17 protein-coding genes are annotated in these 15,812 nt (G+C 65.1%); 8 read left to right on the top strand and 9 right to left on the bottom strand.

Annotation, left to right across the window (positions count from 1 at the left end; all coding sequences use genetic code 11):
- The 4 genes from CXQ94_RS22910 to CXQ94_RS22685 form a co-directional block, all read right to left on the bottom strand.
- Nucleotides 1-502 (bottom strand): hypothetical protein (locus tag CXQ94_RS22910; protein WP_219817071.1); only part of this gene is annotated, 502 nt, incomplete at its 3' end.
- Between the two features lie 170 nt (nt 503-672).
- Nucleotides 673-2,076 carry a mycothione reductase gene (locus CXQ94_RS16325; protein ID WP_104091629.1) on the bottom strand — a complete coding sequence of 468 codons (1,404 nt, stop codon included), beginning with the start codon at nt 2,074-2,076 and terminating at the stop codon, nt 673-675.
- 9 nt (nt 2,077-2,085) lie between these two features.
- Nucleotides 2,086-3,225 (bottom strand): YihY/virulence factor BrkB family protein, encoded by a 1,140-nt coding sequence (locus tag CXQ94_RS16320; protein ID WP_104091628.1) that lies wholly within the window; start codon nt 3,223-3,225, stop codon nt 2,086-2,088.
- 47 nt (nt 3,226-3,272) lie between these two features.
- Nucleotides 3,273-3,413 carry a hypothetical protein gene (locus CXQ94_RS22685; protein ID WP_181034257.1) on the bottom strand — a complete coding sequence of 47 codons (141 nt, stop codon included), beginning with the start codon at nt 3,411-3,413 and terminating at the stop codon, nt 3,273-3,275.
- On the opposite strand from CXQ94_RS22685, the gene CXQ94_RS16315 reads away from it, so the two are divergent.
- Together CXQ94_RS16315 and CXQ94_RS16310 are read left to right on the top strand one after the other, a co-directional pair.
- Nucleotides 3,412-4,341: an alpha/beta hydrolase gene (locus CXQ94_RS16315; RefSeq protein WP_104091627.1), complete on the top strand. Its 930-nt coding sequence runs from the start codon at nt 3,412-3,414 to the stop codon at nt 4,339-4,341. The genes CXQ94_RS22685 and CXQ94_RS16315 overlap by 2 nt on opposite strands.
- 134 nt (nt 4,342-4,475) lie before the next feature.
- The gene (locus CXQ94_RS16310; protein WP_104091651.1) at nt 4,476-5,357 is read left to right on the top strand and encodes an alpha/beta fold hydrolase; all 882 of its coding nucleotides are present in this window, start codon (nt 4,476-4,478) and stop codon (nt 5,355-5,357) included.
- 19 nt (nt 5,358-5,376) lie between these two features.
- On the opposite strand, the gene CXQ94_RS16305 is transcribed toward CXQ94_RS16310, so the two are convergent.
- Both CXQ94_RS16305 and CXQ94_RS16300 read right to left on the bottom strand, forming a co-directional pair.
- The gene (locus CXQ94_RS16305) at nt 5,377-6,120 is read right to left on the bottom strand and encodes a glycosyltransferase family A protein (protein ID WP_104091626.1); all 744 of its coding nucleotides are present in this window, start codon (nt 6,118-6,120) and stop codon (nt 5,377-5,379) included.
- Between the two features lie 10 nt (nt 6,121-6,130).
- Nucleotides 6,131-6,388, bottom strand: coding sequence for a hypothetical protein (locus CXQ94_RS16300; protein WP_181034256.1), 258 nt, complete (start codon nt 6,386-6,388; stop codon nt 6,131-6,133).
- 135 nt (nt 6,389-6,523) lie between these two features.
- On the opposite strand from CXQ94_RS16300, the gene CXQ94_RS16295 reads away from it, so the two are divergent.
- From CXQ94_RS16295 to CXQ94_RS16285, 3 genes are all read left to right on the top strand, one after another.
- Nucleotides 6,524-7,690 (top strand): hypothetical protein, encoded by a 1,167-nt coding sequence (locus CXQ94_RS16295; protein ID WP_104091624.1) that lies wholly within the window; start codon nt 6,524-6,526, stop codon nt 7,688-7,690.
- A complete protein-coding gene (locus tag CXQ94_RS16290) occupies nt 7,687-8,658 on the top strand; it encodes an ABC transporter ATP-binding protein (RefSeq protein WP_104091623.1) in 972 nt (323 codons plus the stop codon). Before CXQ94_RS16295 ends, CXQ94_RS16290 begins: the two co-directional genes overlap by 4 nt.
- A 73-nt stretch (nt 8,659-8,731) precedes the next feature.
- Nucleotides 8,732-9,541: an ABC transporter permease gene (locus tag CXQ94_RS16285; protein WP_258067134.1), complete on the top strand. Its 810-nt coding sequence runs from the start codon at nt 8,732-8,734 to the stop codon at nt 9,539-9,541.
- A 33-nt stretch (nt 9,542-9,574) separates the two neighbouring features.
- On the opposite strand, the gene CXQ94_RS16280 is transcribed toward CXQ94_RS16285, so the two are convergent.
- Nucleotides 9,575-10,507 (bottom strand): threonine/serine dehydratase, encoded by a 933-nt coding sequence (locus CXQ94_RS16280; RefSeq protein WP_104091622.1) that lies wholly within the window; start codon nt 10,505-10,507, stop codon nt 9,575-9,577.
- Nucleotides 10,508-10,651: 144 nt separating this feature from the next.
- On the opposite strand from CXQ94_RS16280, the gene CXQ94_RS16275 reads away from it, so the two are divergent.
- Genes CXQ94_RS16275 through hrpB form a run of 3 tightly spaced genes read left to right on the top strand, consistent with a single transcriptional unit; the run spans nt 10,652 to nt 14,338 of the window.
- Nucleotides 10,652-11,329 carry an MBL fold metallo-hydrolase gene (locus CXQ94_RS16275; protein WP_104091621.1) on the top strand — a complete coding sequence of 226 codons (678 nt, stop codon included), beginning with the start codon at nt 10,652-10,654 and terminating at the stop codon, nt 11,327-11,329.
- A gap of 24 nt (nt 11,330-11,353) precedes the next feature.
- On the top strand, nt 11,354-11,677 hold the full coding sequence (locus CXQ94_RS16270) for a putative quinol monooxygenase (protein WP_104091620.1): 324 nt from the start codon (nt 11,354-11,356) through the stop codon (nt 11,675-11,677).
- Between the two features lie 6 nt (nt 11,678-11,683).
- The gene (gene hrpB, locus CXQ94_RS16265) at nt 11,684-14,338 is read left to right on the top strand and encodes an ATP-dependent helicase HrpB (RefSeq protein WP_104091619.1); all 2,655 of its coding nucleotides are present in this window, start codon (nt 11,684-11,686) and stop codon (nt 14,336-14,338) included.
- A 10-nt stretch (nt 14,339-14,348) separates the two neighbouring features.
- Here the strand turns inward: hrpB and CXQ94_RS16260 are convergent, their stop codons facing one another.
- Together CXQ94_RS16260 and CXQ94_RS16255 are read right to left on the bottom strand one after the other, a co-directional pair.
- Nucleotides 14,349-15,173, bottom strand: a complete 825-nt coding sequence (locus CXQ94_RS16260) for an SDR family oxidoreductase (protein ID WP_104091618.1) — start codon at nt 15,171-15,173, stop codon at nt 14,349-14,351.
- A gap of 73 nt (nt 15,174-15,246) precedes the next feature.
- Nucleotides 15,247-15,807 (bottom strand): Dps family protein, encoded by a 561-nt coding sequence (locus CXQ94_RS16255; RefSeq protein WP_104091617.1) that lies wholly within the window; start codon nt 15,805-15,807, stop codon nt 15,247-15,249.
- Nucleotides 15,808-15,812: the final 5 nt, after the last annotated feature.

The following is a 15,812-nucleotide window of genomic DNA, read 5'->3' as shown; positions in this document are numbered from 1 at the left end:
TCCGGGGCGCCTTGGGGTGATCGGGAACCGAAGCCCGAATCACCGCAACCCTAGACACCTCACCCACCCCGGACAACAACACCGGCAAAGCCACCGGCAATGGCAACGTGTCCGGCACCGGCAACGTGGCCGGCAACGTGGCCGGCAACGACTCCATTATTGGTGTCGCTGTCACTATTGGTGTTGCTGTCACGATTGGTGTTGCTGTCCCTTGCCCCGACACAGGACTAGAGGGCAGAAACAAATCCGCCCATTCCTCCGCGGAAATCTCCCGCGACGGACCCACCCACGTGACATTAAGCATCATCGGATCATCAGCAAACGGATCACTAGCCACCAGCCGGGCCATCACCACGTCATCGCCATAGACATCCCCGCAGTCATCGCCGGGAAGAGAACCTCCACCAACTACCCCCGAGCCAAGCCCGGGGCCATGATCCAAAAACGCTGACCCGGACGGGGTGGAAACCCTCCTGCTACCGGGCCGATCGGCGGTACCCATACCCCAATTTTAGGCCCGATCCACCACCAACGGAAGAGTTTTTAGAATATATTTACTAGAAAATGTATTCTAAACAGAACCCTAAGATCGGGTCAACACAGGTAACTGAAATCCCATGCCCGCCGAGATGCTCTCTTGACGGCCGCCTATTGATAGACCTCTAACCCGGGTTACTCAGCGCTCGGTTCGGGGAGACCAAGAAGGGCATTCTCCACAAGTTCGCTCAATGCCGGGTGGATCCAGTACTGTCCGCGGGCAACATCGTGAGCCCTTTGCCCAAAGGACATGGCATGGATCAGCGGTTGGATCACCGTGGCCGCTTCCGGACCGATGACGTGGGCTCCCAGGAGCAGCCCTGTTGCGGGATCGGCGATCACTTTCAGGAAGTGCCCCCTATCCTCCCTGGCCCAGCCTGCGGCGATGTCCGCATACTTTTGGACCTTGACGACGTGAGGGCGTTGGGCTTGGATCGCCTCCTCCTCACTAAGCCCCACCGAGGCAATTTGTGGATCGGCAAAGACGGCTGCTGGTATGAAACGGTGGTCTGCGGCCATCATCGCGTCGGGGTGCAGGAGGTTGTGTTTGACCACGCGGGCCTCATGGTTTGCCACATGTTTGAGTTGGTGGGCACTGGAAAGATCACCCAACGCAAAAATTCCTTCCGCCGTGGTGCGTTGGTACTCATCGACCCGCACCCGACCGTCGTTGTCGACAGCCACCCCTGTTGCCTCCACCCCTAGGGTGTCGCTGTTGGGGCGTCGGCCCGTGGCGACCAAGAGCATCTCGGCCGCAATGGTCTCCTGCCCTGTGGGCCCATTGACCTCGAGTTCGACGCCGGAACCCCCACTCCTGGCGACCTCCACCGTTGTCTCCAGCAGCACCTCATACCGTGAGGCGGCTTCCCGGGTGAATTGTTGGGATATGTCGCCATCCAGGTGCCGGAGCATGGCCGGCCCGCGCACGATCTGTGTCACTGCCACGCCAAACGAGGAGAACACGTGGGCAAACTCGGCAGCGATGAAACCTCCGCCAAGGATCGCAATGCTGGCGGGCAGACGCTCAATCCGCATGATGGTGTCGGAGGTATGGAACGGCACCTGGCCATGCGCCAGTCCGGCGATCTCGGGGACGACGGCGCGTGAGCCGGCCGCCAGCACGAACCTTGCGCCGGTAATGACCTCGGTGCCGCCGTCGTTCATGGCAATGGTCAGCGATTTGTGTGCGGTGAAGCGCCCGTGGCCCGAAAAGACGGTGATGTTCTGGCACTCAGGGCCCTCGCGGTAGGCGCGCCCGGCCGCCTCGATGGCGTCGATCCGGCCAAAGATCCGGTCCCGGATTCCGGGCCAGTCCACGGCGTCCAGGTGGGAGGTGATGCCCAAGCCGCGCCCGTGCCTGGAGGCATCGGCCAGTTCGGCAGGGTGGACGAACATTTTGGTGGGTATGCAGCCCACGTTCAGGCAGGTCCCGCCGAAAAGGTTGTCCTCCACGATGGCAATTTTCACGTGTTCCAACTCGGGACCGGGGATGGAGTTCCCCGATCCGGTGCCGATGATGACAAGGTCAAAATGATTCATGGCTGGTCCTCAATCTGTACGGCGTGGGAATGCTTGCTTTTTGCCTCGCCTGGCAAGGGCGACGGCGGCCAAGGCAGTGCCTGCGCCAGCGGCCCACCACAGCAGGTGCAATTTCGGGGCGGCAGCTGCCACTGCAGGGGCGGGTGAATGGAAATTTTGCCGGAGCTCTCTTCCTTCGGCAATGAGTTGGCGTTCCTTTTCGCGCTTCTTCAGGCTGGCTTCGATGTCGCGCGGGGGAAGCTGCACCTGCACCTCGGCCTTGATTCCAGCGCGCAGCTCCCGATACCTTTCGAGCTCGGCATCCACCTGGGCGCCCAGGAGCAGGCTGAGGTTCACGATCCATAGCCACAACAGCAACACGATCATCCCGGCGATGGTTCCGTAGGTTTTCTCGTATTTGGAAAAGTTGGCCACATAGACGCCGAACCCCGCCGAGGCAACTGTCAGCGCGACTAGGGCCACGCATGCGCCAACGCTGATCCAGCGGAACTTGGGCGTCTTGACGTTGGGTGTGAAGTGGTACAAAACGGCGATGAGCACCACGGCCAGGATGGCCACCACTGGCCACTTGGCGATGTCCCACACCGTGACGGTTACATCCCCAAACCCCAGCGCGTCACCCAGGACGCGGGCGATGGGCCCGGAAATTACCAGCAGTAGGGCGATGGCTGCCACGATGAGGACCGCCAGCAAGGTGACAAGTAGAAGTGCCGGGCGCAGTTTCCAGACGGGCCGGCCCTCGGTGACGCCATAAATTCTGTTGAGGGCCCGGCTGAAGGCGCCAACATATCCTGACGCGGACCAAAGAGCGGCCACCAGGCCCAAGGCCAACGTCCACCCCGCCGCCGAAGAGCGGCTCAATTGCTCCACCGGAGCCCTAATGGTCTCCACCACGGCATTGTCGGTGAGTCTGCCCACCAAGTCGAGCATGGCGGCGGTAGTTTGTTCGGCCTGACCCACCAGGCCAACAATCGAAACCAGGGCCAAGATGGCGGGAAACAGCGACAAAATACCGTAGTAGGTCAGCGTCGCGGCCATGTCGGTGCAACCGTCGGAACCGAATTTGGCGAGGACCCGTTTCGCCACGTACTTGCCGGAGAACTCGGCAGTAGAACCAGTGTCGGCCATGACTTTCTCTTGCGAGCTCATCCACCGACCCTATCCGATGGGCAGAACAAGAGTCCGGAGCCCATCTCTTAGCCCCGTCCCAGTTCCTCGGCGTAGTGTTGGGCCATGATTGAGCCGGGTCCAGCGGCGTCCAGGCCGGTGTTTTCCTGGGGACGTCGCGCCAGAAGCGTGTTGAGCCGGGTGCCGGTGTGGGCGTGGCGGCTACTCATGAATGCCGTCAGCAGCGGGGAGTTGCGCCGCTTCAACGTTGATCCCATCACCGGTGTCAGGTATTGGCATGACATTGATTTTGTGGGCGACAGAATCCGCTGGCACCGCCTGGACGTCCTAACCCCGGCCGGGGCTGACCGGGCTATGAACGAGCTGCCCGTCTACGTTTACTACCACGGGGGTGGCTGGACGTCAGGGGACAAGGCCGCCCTGACGAAATACTGTGCAGGGCAGGCAGCCGCCGGAGTAGTGGTGGTCAATGTCAACTACAGGATGGCGCCGCACTTCCACCTGGGTCACGTGCTGGAGGACGCTAACGCCGCGCTGGCATGGGTGCAGGAGAATATTGGCGACTATGGCGGCAACCGGCAGCGGATTGTGCTCGGCGGTGACTCTGCCGGCGGTCAAATTGCCGCCCTCATGGCCGCTGCCACCTTCCAACCGGAATTGGCCCAGCACCACGGATTCGCCCCGGCCCTTGAACTGGGCCATGTGCGGGGCTTGGTGCAGCATTGCAGCATCGTGGACTTTTCGGTGTTCTTTGACAAGGGCTTCGTCATGAGCTTGAACTTCATCCGGATGCTTCTTCCCCGGGATGGGACCCGTGGCGGTAGGCGTCAGCGCAAGACCACAGGCAAGCAACGGCTCGCCACGTTGCGCGAGGCCGCCCACTACATGTCTCCCATCGAATGGCTGGACTCGCGGTGCCCGCCGGTGTTTATCTCCACCTCCGAACGCGACTTCTTCTACGCGTCGAACATGAGTTTCATCAAGCGGCTCTCTGCGCACGGGGTGCCCGTCGATTCGATCGTTTATGGCTGGGAGAACGCCAACACCGAACACACCTGGCAGCAAAACTTTCGCTATCCCGAATCCCAGGAGGTCTATCGGCGCCTACAATCCTTTATAACCAAGGTGACGGCGTAGCTGGATGGTTCTGGCGCCCGTCAACAATGCGTAGCGGAGGTGCGGCTATGGTCTTTGAGGTAGCCCGCGGGAACGACGACGACGAACCCACCTTCAGTGCGCCGGCCGAGGTGGGAGCCTCCCGGGAGCATGTGATGGACGAGGCAGAGACCGCTGACTCCCAGTTGCCGGATTTTGACTGGGCGATCCTCCCGCCAGGCATTGTGGCCACCAACTTTGCCGCACCCAGCGGACAGCTGGCTCTCATCAGCTGCGGCGCCCCCGAAGCGCCTCCCGTGGTGCTGGTGCCCGGCGCAACCGGTTCAAAGGAAGACTTTGTGCTGATGATGCCCATCTTGGCTGCCGCCGGCTTCTACACCGTGAGCTTCGACTTGGCTGGCCAGTACGAATCCTCTGGAGCCGGGCCCGAACACCTTGACCCGCCACGGGAGCACTACGACTTGGACTTGTTCGTCGATGACCTTTTGGCCGTACTCAGTGAACTGGGACGACCGGCGCATGTGGTGGGCTATTCCTTTGCCGGAACTGTGGCAGGGCTGGCTTTTGCCCGGGAGCCCGGACGATTTGCCAGCCTGACACTTCTCAGCTGCCCGCCACTGGCTGGGCAGAGTTTCCGGGGCGTCAGCAGGATTGGTTCCGTGTCCGGGCTGGCCAACGGACGCGTCGGTGCCGCCCTGATGATTTGGGGCATCAAACGCAACTTTATTCCGGTCCCGCCCGGGCGGCTGGGCTTTGTCAAGGACAGGCTTAAGCTCACCCGCAGACAATCTGTGCGCGACATTGTGGAATTGATGAAACACAACCCGGACCTCAGCGTTCCCCTGTCCACCGCGTCCGTGCCCAAACTGGTGGCCGTCGGTGAGCACGATTTGTGGCCCACCAGCCTGCACGTCGAGTTTGCCCGCTCCCTGGGCGCCACACTGGCCGTCTACCGGTCCGGGCACAGCCCTTGCGAGACTTCCCCGAACCAATTGAGCCGGGATCTGCTGGCGCTGTTCGCCACAGCAAAACCGTAAGGGCGAGGCCACACTCCTGTCAGCGGAGGTGGGCGCGGGCCCACTGGCGCCGGATTGCACGGCGTCGCAGTGGGTGTTCGGTAGCGAACTCATGCACAAACGTGTCCCAGGCCATGACCAGCCGCCGTCCCAGGGAGCTCCACGATTCAAAGGGGCGGGCCGAGACCGCCATGCGCAGGCCGGCGTCGTAGACCACGCTCATATCGGGGCGCAGCAGATAGGAGACGTCCAGATCGTCGTGCAGGGCCGGCTTATCCCGGGTCACGGCCGGCGAGAGGCGTGCCCAGACATCGGCCGTCATGGCGTAGTTGGAGCCAAAAACGGGTGAATGGCCCAGCAGGAATCCCACCACATGAAAGTATCCGCCCAAGTACAGGGTGCGCCCCAGCCAACAGATCAGCGCGGAGGCCCCATAGAAATCCCCGGGGCCCGTCACCAGCGACAACGCTCCGGAAGCGCCCAAATCCGCCTCGACCCTGGCCAGCCAGTTCGGTGCGGGGCGGGAGTCGGCATCAATCCGGGCCAGGATGTCGGTTCCGGCGGCATCAAAGCCGAATGCCGAGGCGCCCGCAACCCCCGGTACGTCCCAGTAGATTCGATGGACACCTGCGGCGGCGCAAACCTCCGCGGTGTTGTCCGTGCTTCCGTTGTCCACCACGATGATCCGGTCAGCAGGCCGGGACTGTGCAGCCAGGTGGGCAAGGCATAACTGCAGCATCGGTGCATCATTGCGCGAGGGGATGACGACGGCGATGGTGGGCATAGCCTCCGGCCTAGCGGGACTTGTGGTCACGTGATTGCTCACGTGCCGTGAAACCAAGGACCGAACGGTTGCGGCCACTGTCGGCAGCATCCCAGGGCCCGCGGGTGGACAAGGCCAGTAGTGCCGCGCCGGTCACCAGGCCCAGCCACCAGCCCCAGCCGTCTCCGGTCACCAGCCTGAGAATGGACGTCAAAAGGGTCAGCACGCCCGCGGAAAAGACCACACGCGTCAGAAGCCACGACGACCAAAAAATTCTTCTACGTCCCATGCGAACCACACTACAACCCCCGCAACAGGCTGACCTTGCAAGCCTATGCAAAAGTCAACGACACATTCCTGGCTCCCGCAGCGGGGCCCGGGCGTAAGCTGAGAATATGCGTAATCCCGTGCGGGCCGCGTTGCCATGAGCAGCCGCTGGCTGCGGTGGATGCCTGCGGCAGCAATGCCGGTGGTGGTCGCCGCCGTGGTACTAGCCGGGCCGCTTCAGGCCACGGCACCTGTTTCCCTGCCCGCCAAGACCCCCGAGCAGGTTATGGCGCTGGTGGCAGGGAGCAAGGTGCAGGCACTCTCGGGCACCGTTGCGGAAACCGTTGACCTGGGTCTTCCGCAACTGCCCGCGATGGGCGCCGGAGCATCCTCGGATAGTCCCTCCGGTGCAGCGATGGATCAGCTGTTGGGGCTGCTGACCTCGCCCCAAACTGTGCGCGTTTATCTGGACGGCGCCACAAACCAGCGCGTGCAGCTCATGAACACCCTGGCCGAGCAGGACGTGGTCAGGCATGGCAACAGCGTGTGGACTTACAACTCGGCCACCAACACGGCAACGAGTCTGACCCTGCCAACCACGGCCCCGGCACCCTATGCCACCACACCCAAGTTGCCCGGTTACGTAGGGCCAGACACCCTGCCATTGGCCAGCAAAGCACCAATGGTACCCACACCCGATTCACCCGTGGCGACCCCAGCCCAACTGGCGGCAACGATCCTGAGCAATCTGGATCCGTCCACAGACGTGTCCACTGGGCCGTCCCTCAGCGTGGCCGGACGTGACGCCTACCAGCTTCTTCTGACCCCGCGCACCTCCGCCACCTTGGTGGGTGAGGTGCGGATCGCCGTGGACGCAGCTACTGGGTTGCCGCTGAGTGTCTCGGTTCAGGCTAAGGGCAGCGACGGTGTCGCCCTTTCTGTTGCCTTCACCAGCATTGACCTGACCGCGCCGCCGGCGTCGACCTTCTTGTTCACGCCCCCGCCGGGTGCCACCGTCACCCAGATGGCAGTGCCAGCCCGGACCTCGCCCCTGAAGACTCTGCCCGCCACCCCGGCGGGCCCGCAACTCCCAGCCGACCCCACAACGTCGGGCACCGGCTGGGCTACCATCGTTGCTACCCCTGCCGGCTCAGTCCAGGCGTCGTTGTTGGACTCAGCAGCCCTGGCACAGTTGCTCCAGGACGTGCCCGGTGGGCGGGTGTTGGAGACCAGCTTGTTCACCGCGCTTGTCACCACCGACGGCCGCCTGTTCGTCGGTGCCGTGCCGCTGGCCGCGCTGCAGGCAGCGGCGGCCAGCCAGTGAGTGGCCAATTCGCCATAGAAACCCACACCCTCACCAAGCAATTTGGCGCGCAAACGGCCGTGAACGGTTTGGATCTGGACGTCCCGACCGGTGCAGTGTTTGGCTTTCTGGGGCCCAACGGCTCCGGTAAGACCACCACCATTCGCATGTTGCTGGGACTTGCCGCGGCCAGCAGTGGGACCGCCGCGGTACTGGGGAGGCCCATGCCGCGCGAGCTCGATGCCGTGCTACCCCGGGTGGGGGCACTCGTGGAGGGGCCGGCGTTCTACCCGTTTCTCTCCGGCCGGGACAACCTCCTTCGCCTGGACAGCGCAGACCCGCACGCACCCAGGGCAAGCCGCAAGGCGCGCGTGGGGCAGGCGTTGGAGAGGGTGGGCTTATCCCCGGCGGCCTCGAAGAAGGTCAAGGCCTATTCTCTGGGCATGAAGCAGCGCCTGGGCCTGGCCAACGCCCTACTGCGGCCCCGTGAACTGATGGTGCTTGATGAGCCCACCAATGGCCTGGACCCACAGGGCACCAGAGAGGTTCGCAACCTCATACGGTCGCTAGCCGCCGGGGGCACCACCGTGTTCGTCTCCAGCCACCTGCTGGCGGAAGTGGAACAGATCTGCACCCACGCGGCCATCATGCGGGCCGGCTCGCTGGTGGCCCAGGGAACCCTTGCGCAGCTTCGCGGTGAAGGCAAACGAACGGCTACGGTCTTGACGCCCGACGCCGGTGCCGCCAAGTCGGTCCTGGCCCGTCTGGGACTGGTCCCCGACGCCGGTATTGACGGCGAAGGTGTTGCTGACACTGGTTTTGACAGTACGGTGACGGCGGCGCTGCCAGCGGACCATCTTGTCCCCGAGGCCATTGTGGCGGCCTTGGTGGCGGACGGGGTGCGGGTGCGAGGCTTCAGCGTGGACACCGGCAGCCTGGAGGACAGATTCGTGGCACTGACGGGGGAGGGGTTCGACGTTGCCCAGTGACCCGCAGGCCGCCGACTCGGGGTCACCGGCGCCCACCCCAACACCGGCTGATTCGTCGCCGCAGCGGGGTACTCTGTGGCCGTTGCTGGCCTCGGAACTATCCGTCTTGTTTCGCCGCCGCAGAACCGCGGCCATGCTGGCCACCCTGGCCGCCGTCCCCGTGCTGATCGCTGTCGCCGTGAGGTTGACGCGGTCCACCACACCCGGCCGGGGTCCTGCGTTTCTGGACAGGATCACCGAGAATGGGCTGTTCGTGGTCCTGACGGCGCTGGTTCTGTGCACACCCTTGTTTCTGCCGCTGACGGTGGGCGTGACCTCCGGGGACACAGTGGCCGGTGAGGCGGGGCAGGGGACCTTGCGCTACCTGCTGGTGGCGCCGGCCGGAAGGTTCCGCCTTTTGCTGGTGAAGTATGTGGGGGCCGCCGTCTTCGCCGTGGCCGCCACCGCCTCCGTCATTGTGGCCGGTACGGTGGCGGGCCTACTGCTGTTCCCGGTGGGACAGGTGCCCCTGTTGTCCGGGGACGTGGTGAGTCCGTGGGTGGCCGAGGGCCGGATCCTGCTGGTGGGCGCCTATGTGTGCGTTTCCTTGTTGGGTCTGAGCGCCATAGGGCTGTTCATTTCCACTCTCACGGACGTACCGGTCGGGGCCATGGCGGCGACCGTGGCGCTGGCCATCGCCGCCCAGGTCCTGGACGCGCTGCCGCAGCTGGCGTGGCTGCACCCCTGGCTGTTCAGCCACTACTGGTTGGGGTTCGCCGATCTGCTGCGCCAACCGATCGAGTGGGGCAGCTTTGGCAGCAACGCCTTGCTCCAGCTTGGCTACCTTGCCGTGTTCGGGGCGTTCGCCTACGGCCGGTTCGCCACCAAGGACGTGCTGTCCTGAGGGGTAGAGCAGCCGCGCGCGGACCCCGGGCAGCTAGAGCCCGGCCGGATCGGTGTTGGCGCCGCACAGAATGACGGCAACCCGTTCGCCGTCGGCCGGCTTATAAGCCCCGGAGAGCAGCGCCGCGAAGGCTGCGGCGGCCCCGTGCTCAAGAACCATACGGTAGTTCTCCCACAGGAAGGTCCGTGCGGCGATGATGTCCTCATCGCTGACCAGTACACTGTGCACGCCGGTCCGCACGGCCACTTCGAAGCCGATGGTGCCTATTTGGCGCGCACCCAACGAATCTGCGGCCACACCGGAGACGCCAACATCCACCGGTGCACCAGCGGCGAGCGCCGCATGCAGGGTTGGCGCCGTGGCCGGTTCCACCGCTACCACCTTTGCATGACCCTCAAGTGCTGCCGCGATTCCCGCCATCAGTCCGCCGCCGCCCACTGCTACGATCGCCGTGTCCAGAGATCCCAGTTGGTCCAGCAGCTCTGTCCCTATGGTGCCGGCACCGGCAGCAATCTCGGGCTGGTCGTAGGCGTGGCAATAGACGGCGCCCGTCTCGGCGGTATAGGCAATGGCGGCGTCGTACGCCTGCGCGTATTCGCCGCCTTCTTGAACTACGACGGCGCCAGCGGCCTTGAGTTTGTTGACCTTCACGGCCGGTGCTGACAAGGGCACAAACACGGTGGCGGGCACACCCATGGATGCGGCGGCGTAGGCGTTGGCGAGACCGGCGTTTCCTCCGGAGGCCACCACAATCCCGATCTCGGGGTCAAGTTCGCCGCGTTCGGCACACGCCAGAACCCGGTTCAGGGCCCCACGAGCCTTGAACGTGCCTGTGTGCTGGAGGAATTCACACTTGAGCCATACATCACCGCTTGAATGCGCGGTGTCCAGTTTCAGCAGCGGGGAGGTGCGGATTCGCCCGGCAATGCGGACGGCGGCCTGGTCAACATCGGCACGGGTAATCATGGTGGGGTCCTCGAGGGTAAGCGGTGATGGGGGATTGGCTCAAGGCTATAGCGAGCCACGCCGGGGCCGCCACCGTGTCCGGGTGATGAACATTCATAGAGCCTGACGCTTCAGCCCAGCAGTGCCGGGCGCTAGGCTGAGGGCATGCCTGAGACTTCAACACTGCTCCGTGACTTCCCCAACTACACCGTCCGCAGGGCCGTGGTCTCGGAGATGGCGAACAACGTCTACCTGATCACCAAAAAGGACACAGGCGCGCAAATCCTCATCGACGCCGCCGACGACATCGCCGCCATCAACTCCCTGCTTCTTGACGGGGCCGCCGACGCCCAGGTGCCGGCAACACTGACAACCATTGCCACCACACACCAGCACTGGGACCATGTCCGGGCGCTCGCAGACCTGGTTAAGGCAAGCGGTGCCACGACTGTCTCAGGGGTGGAGGATGCCTCGGGTATCCAGGCCGGAACGGGCGTGGCCATAGACCAGACGGTGGTTGACGGCGACGAACTCACCGCTGCAGGCGGGAGCCTGCGGCTTTCCTGCATCGGGTTGCGCGGCCACACCCCGGGCTCGATCGCGTACGTTCTGGCCGACGTCGGCGGTGCCACCCTAATTTTCAGCGGAGACTCGCTCTTCCCGGGCGGGGTGGGAAACACCGAAGGCGACCCGGCACGGTTCACCTCCTTGCTCGATGACGTCCAGGAACGCCTTTTTGACCGCTATGACGACGACGCGGTGGTGCTGCCAGGGCACGGGGCCGAGACCACCCTGGGCGCCGAGCGCCCCTCCCTGGGGCAATGGCGGGAACGGGGCTGGTAACAGCGCTTGCCATAGACTGATGGCATGTACTTCATCGTCGTCAAATTCCAGACCAAGCCCGAATACACCGAACAGTTCATGGACCTTGTGGGCCCCTTCACCGCCGCGACCCGCTCAGAGCCTGGCAACCTGTGGTTTGACTGGTCCCGCAGCGTGGAGGACCCGCGCGAGTTTGTCCTGATTGAGGCGTTCCTTGACGACGACGCCGCCGGCGCACACGTCAACAGCGACCACTTCAAGGCCGGCCTGGAATCCATGCGCCCGGCGCTGGTGTCAACACCGAAGATCGTGTCCCGCAAGGTGGACGGCGATTCCTGGGGTGAGATGGGCGAACTGCAGATCGGCTGACCGCTCGTGACAAGCCGCCCCCCTTTTGATCTGCGCACCATTGGTGCCGGGTTGGTTTTTGCCGACTCCCTCGACGCCCTCACGCAGGCGCTTAGTGGGCCCGGGTCCTCGGGAGCTGCCGTGGTCCAGGCGCCTCCCGGCACCGGAAAAACCACGCTGGTGCCGCCGTTGCTGGCCAATGTCCTGGCCGCGAAAACTGGGCAGGGACCGCACCAGCGGATTGTTGTCACTCAGCCCCGCCGGGTTGCGGCCCGGTCCGCTGCACGGCGGCTGGCCTACCTTGACGGCAGTCCGCTGGGGGAGAAGGTGGGTTACACGGTCCGCGGGGAGAGTCACAGCGGCCCCCAAACCCTGGTCGAATTCGTCACCCCCGGCATCCTGCTCCGGCGCCTCCTGGGCGACCCTGGGCTGGAAGCCGTGAGCGCCGTGGTGCTCGATGAGGTCCACGAACGCGGCCTGGAAACCGATCTGCTGGTGGGCATGCTCACCGAGGTCCGCCAACTCCGGGAAGACCTGACCCTGGTGGCGATGTCGGCCACGCTGGACGCTCACCGTTTCGCGGCCTTGTTGGGAACGGCGCCCACGTCCGACGCCGGGTCCCCGGCACCCGTTATTGACTGCCCGTCCGCGCTGTTCCCCCTCTCGATTCAGTGGGCGCCAGCGCCGCGGCCCCGACTCACTGACCGGGGTGTAGACAGGAACTTTCTGGACCACATGGCGGACACTGCCACGGCCGCCCACACCGCCGCCCTAGTGGCGGATCCCGGCGTTGATGCGCTCGTTTTTGCCCCCGGAGCATGGGAGGTGGGGCACATAGCCGCCAGGCTTCGTAGCAAGAACGCGGTGGCGCCCGGGTACCCTGGCGTCGAAGTTTTGGAATTGCACGGCCAAGTTGCCCCGGCGGAGCAGGATAAGGCTGTATCCGGACTTCGCCCGGGCGGTCAGCCACGGATCATCGTCTCCACCTCGTTGGCAGAGTCCTCGCTCACGGTTCCCGGCGTGCGGCTGGTCATCGACTCCGGCCTTTCTCGCGAGCCTCGCCGTGACGCGGCCCGGGGCATGCAGGGCCTTGTCACCGTCTCATGCTCGCGGGCGTCTGCTGTGCAGCGAGCCGGGCGGGCCGCACGGCAGGGACCCGGAACGGTGGTGCGTTGCTATGACGAAAAGTCGTTCGCTGCAGCCCCCGCCCACCCAACACCAGAGATTGCCGTGGCAGACCTCAGCGCCGCCGCCCTTACCTTGGCTTGCTGGGGTGCGCCGGAAGGGGCCGGACTGGCGCTTCCTGATGCGCCTCCGAAGGCGGCCATGGCCGCTGCTGTGGAGGTCTTGCGCGAACTGGGTGCCGTCGCATCAGACGGCCACGCCACGGAACTGGGCAAGACGTTGTCCCGCATCCCCGCCGATCCGCGGCTGGCCAAGGCACTCCTTGCCGGCGCGGCCGCCGTCGGCCCGCAGAAGGCCGCAGAGGCCGTGGCCCTGGTGCTGGGGGACCACCGCGCGCCGGGTGCCGACCTCACCAAATTGCTGGCTGCCATGCGATCCGGAAGGGACCCCGGCTCGCGGCGCTGGACAGAGGATGTTAAGCGCCTGAAGGTAATCGCGGGCCGGGAAGTATCCGCTGCCCGGCCCGGCAAGCCATCCGTTGACCAGTCGGCGGACGTGCCCGCGGGCGAGTCGCTAGGGTACGTCGTCGCCCTGGCCTACCCCGACCGCGTGGCACGCCGTGTCCCCGGCGCCGGCAATCAGTATCTGTTGACGTCCGGCACCCGCGCGGGCCTGCCCGCCGGCAGCGCACTGGCGGGGCATGAGTGGCTGGCGGTGGCAGAAGTATCCCGCGCCCACGGCAGGGACGCTGCCGGGACGGGCGCCGTGATCCGATCCGCGGCGCCCACCAGTGAGGAGTCCGCCCACCAAGCCGCCATCCACCTGGCCACCGACTCCGTGGTGGCAACTTTTGCCCAGGGCCGGGTCACTGCACGGCAGGAGCGACGGCTCGGTGGCATCGTGCTGGCCTCAACCCCCGTCAAGGCCACCGCACAGCAAGGCCGCAGCGCTGTAGCGGCGGCCCTCACGGCGCAGGGTTTGGGGCTTCTGCACTGGTCTGCGGCTGCCGATTCCCTTCGACGCCGGCTGGCGCTTGTGCACCGTGAGCTGGGGGCGCCATGGCCCGACGTCAGCGATGCCGCCCTCTTGGGGCGCCTCCAAGACTGGTTGGCCCCCGAGCTCGAGGCGATTGCGGCGGGCAAGGCCGCCACCTCGGTGGACCTCACCGAGCCCCTGCGCAGGTTGCTGCCGTGGCCCGAGGCCAGCCGTCTGGGGGAATTGGTACCGGAGCGCCTGGCCGTGCCCAGCGGCTCGCACGTGCGCCTTGACTACCCTGAGCTGGGCGACGACGCCGGCCGCCCGGTGGTTGCCGTGAAGTTGCAGGAGTGCTTTGGCTGGGCGGACACGCCCCGGCTTGTCAATGGCAGGGTGCCCGTGCTGTTCCATCTGCTCTCACCGGCCGGGCGCACCTTGGCCGTCACCGGTGATCTGGCCTCGTTCTGGGCGGGTCCTTACGCGCAGGTTCGCGCCGAGATGCGTGGACGCTATCCCAAACACCCCTGGCCCGAGGACCCCTGGACGGCTAAGGCCACCGCAAAGGTCAAGTCCAAGATGTAACCCCGCCGTGTCAGCGGCCCGCGCTGGTGCCCTTCGCAGTGGCGGTACGCCAGGCGTTGTCGGGCAGGTGCGAGCTGGCCTGCGCCCCCATTTGGGACATGCCGCCGTCTACCGCCCAGCTGGCGCCAGTGACATAGCTTGCCGCTGGCGAGGCCAGGAACGCGATCACGTCTGCCACTTCTTGGGCTACTGCCGCATAGCCCAGGGGGAGCCCGGGGCGGGGGATCTGGTGTGCATGCCGGGTTTCCTCCGGCGGCAGGTGGGTGGCTATTTCGCCAGGGGCAACCGCGTTGACCGTGATCCCGTGCCCGGAGAGTTCAAGCGCCAGGGTCCGGGTGAGGCCCTCGAGCCCAAACTTTGAGGTGCTGTAGGCGCCGAAACCGAATCTGGGCTGCTGTGCGTGAATACTTGTCACCACCACAATCCGGCCACCGGTGTTCCCCGCAATCAGGAGTTTGGCGGCCGCCTGCAGGCACAAGAATGCGCCGTTGAGGTTGGTATCCAGGATCCGCTGCCAGTCGGCCAGCTCGGTGTCCACGACGGCGGCATTCAGGCCCACGCCCACGTTGTTGACGAAGACACCCAAACCGCCCAAGTCCCCGGCCAAAGTATTGACGGCCGGGGCGCAGGTGGGCAGTGCGGCGGTGTCCAGCCACACCGAAGGCGCTGCGTGTCCCAGCGCCTTGATCTGGCTGGCGGTGTCGGCGGCACCGGCTTCGTCGTCGTGCCAGGTGAAGCCGACGTCGAAGCCATCCCGGGCCAGTGCCAGGGCGGTGGCCTTGCCGATGCCACGATCGGCGCCGGTGACGATGGCAGTGCGCGGATAAGAGTTCATTGCCTCTCCAAGGTCATGAGGAACCGCGCACGGTCACCCCGTCGCAGGCAAAACCGGGTTCGTGCCGGGGAGACTACTTGGCCTTATTGGCCGCGGACCGCTCAGTCTTGGCACCCGCGGTCAGCAGGTCACCGTCGTCGTCCTCCAGGTGGGCGCGCATGAACCACTGGAACAATTCGAGCTTGCCACACTGGCCGATCAGCAGGTCTTCCGTGATGGGATCCAGGACCGACACCTCGGCCAGGGCCTTGCGGTGGCTGGAAAGGAAACCCGAGTAGACCACATCCAGGGCGGCAAGGTGGGCGGCCGTGCCGGCGCGCCCAATGGCGTAGTCGTCCCAAGACCGTGCGGTAACCAAGGCACCGGGCAAGCCGTTGGGGGACACTCCCAAGGTGGCGATGCGTTCGGCCGTCTCATCCACCATGGCACGCACAATGTCGATTTGGGGGTCGAGCATTTCGTGGACGCTGATGAAATCCCGACCCACCACATTCCAGTGCGCATGCTTGAGTGACAGTTGAAGGTCGTTGAGTGCGTGGAGGCGGGCCTGCAACAGGGCACCCACCTTGTGACCGTCCTGCAGCGTCAGGCCAGGAACTGTGTAGCCGGCGTGGTTGGTCCTTTTGACTGCCATGTGAT

Source organism: Arthrobacter sp. GMC3, from assembly GCF_002929305.1.
In the GTDB taxonomy this organism is placed as follows: domain Bacteria; phylum Actinomycetota; class Actinomycetes; order Actinomycetales; family Micrococcaceae; genus Specibacter.
This window is presented reverse-complemented; position numbering and strand designations above follow the sequence as displayed.

What these genes read in the sequence shown, in the direction of transcription:
- CXQ94_RS16280 (WP_104091622.1), bottom strand. Translation starts at nt 10,507, where the DNA reads ATGATTACCCGTGCCGATGTTGACCAGGCCGCCGTCCGCATTGCCGGG.
- CXQ94_RS16320 (WP_104091628.1), bottom strand. Translation starts at nt 3,225, where the DNA reads ATGAGCTCGCAAGAGAAAGTCATGGCCGACACTGGTTCTACTGCCGAG.
- CXQ94_RS16315 (WP_104091627.1), top strand. Translation starts at nt 3,412, where the DNA reads ATGAATGCCGTCAGCAGCGGGGAGTTGCGCCGCTTCAACGTTGATCCC.
- CXQ94_RS16295 (WP_104091624.1), top strand. Translation starts at nt 6,524, where the DNA reads ATGAGCAGCCGCTGGCTGCGGTGGATGCCTGCGGCAGCAATGCCGGTG.
- CXQ94_RS16305 (WP_104091626.1), bottom strand. Translation starts at nt 6,120, where the DNA reads ATGCCCACCATCGCCGTCGTCATCCCCTCGCGCAATGATGCACCGATG.
- CXQ94_RS16325 (WP_104091629.1), bottom strand. Translation starts at nt 2,076, where the DNA reads ATGAATCATTTTGACCTTGTCATCATCGGCACCGGATCGGGGAACTCC.
- CXQ94_RS16300 (WP_181034256.1), bottom strand. Translation starts at nt 6,388, where the DNA reads ATGGGACGTAGAAGAATTTTTTGGTCGTCGTGGCTTCTGACGCGTGTG.
- CXQ94_RS16260 (WP_104091618.1), bottom strand. Translation starts at nt 15,173, where the DNA reads ATGAACTCTTATCCGCGCACTGCCATCGTCACCGGCGCCGATCGTGGC.
- CXQ94_RS16310 (WP_104091651.1), top strand. Translation starts at nt 4,476, where the DNA reads ATGGACGAGGCAGAGACCGCTGACTCCCAGTTGCCGGATTTTGACTGG.
- CXQ94_RS16275 (WP_104091621.1), top strand. Translation starts at nt 10,652, where the DNA reads ATGCCTGAGACTTCAACACTGCTCCGTGACTTCCCCAACTACACCGTC.
- CXQ94_RS16255 (WP_104091617.1), bottom strand. Translation starts at nt 15,807, where the DNA reads ATGGCAGTCAAAAGGACCAACCACGCCGGCTACACAGTTCCTGGCCTG.
- CXQ94_RS16270 (WP_104091620.1), top strand. Translation starts at nt 11,354, where the DNA reads ATGTACTTCATCGTCGTCAAATTCCAGACCAAGCCCGAATACACCGAA.
- CXQ94_RS22685 (WP_181034257.1), bottom strand. Translation starts at nt 3,413, where the DNA reads ATGAGTAGCCGCCACGCCCACACCGGCACCCGGCTCAACACGCTTCTG.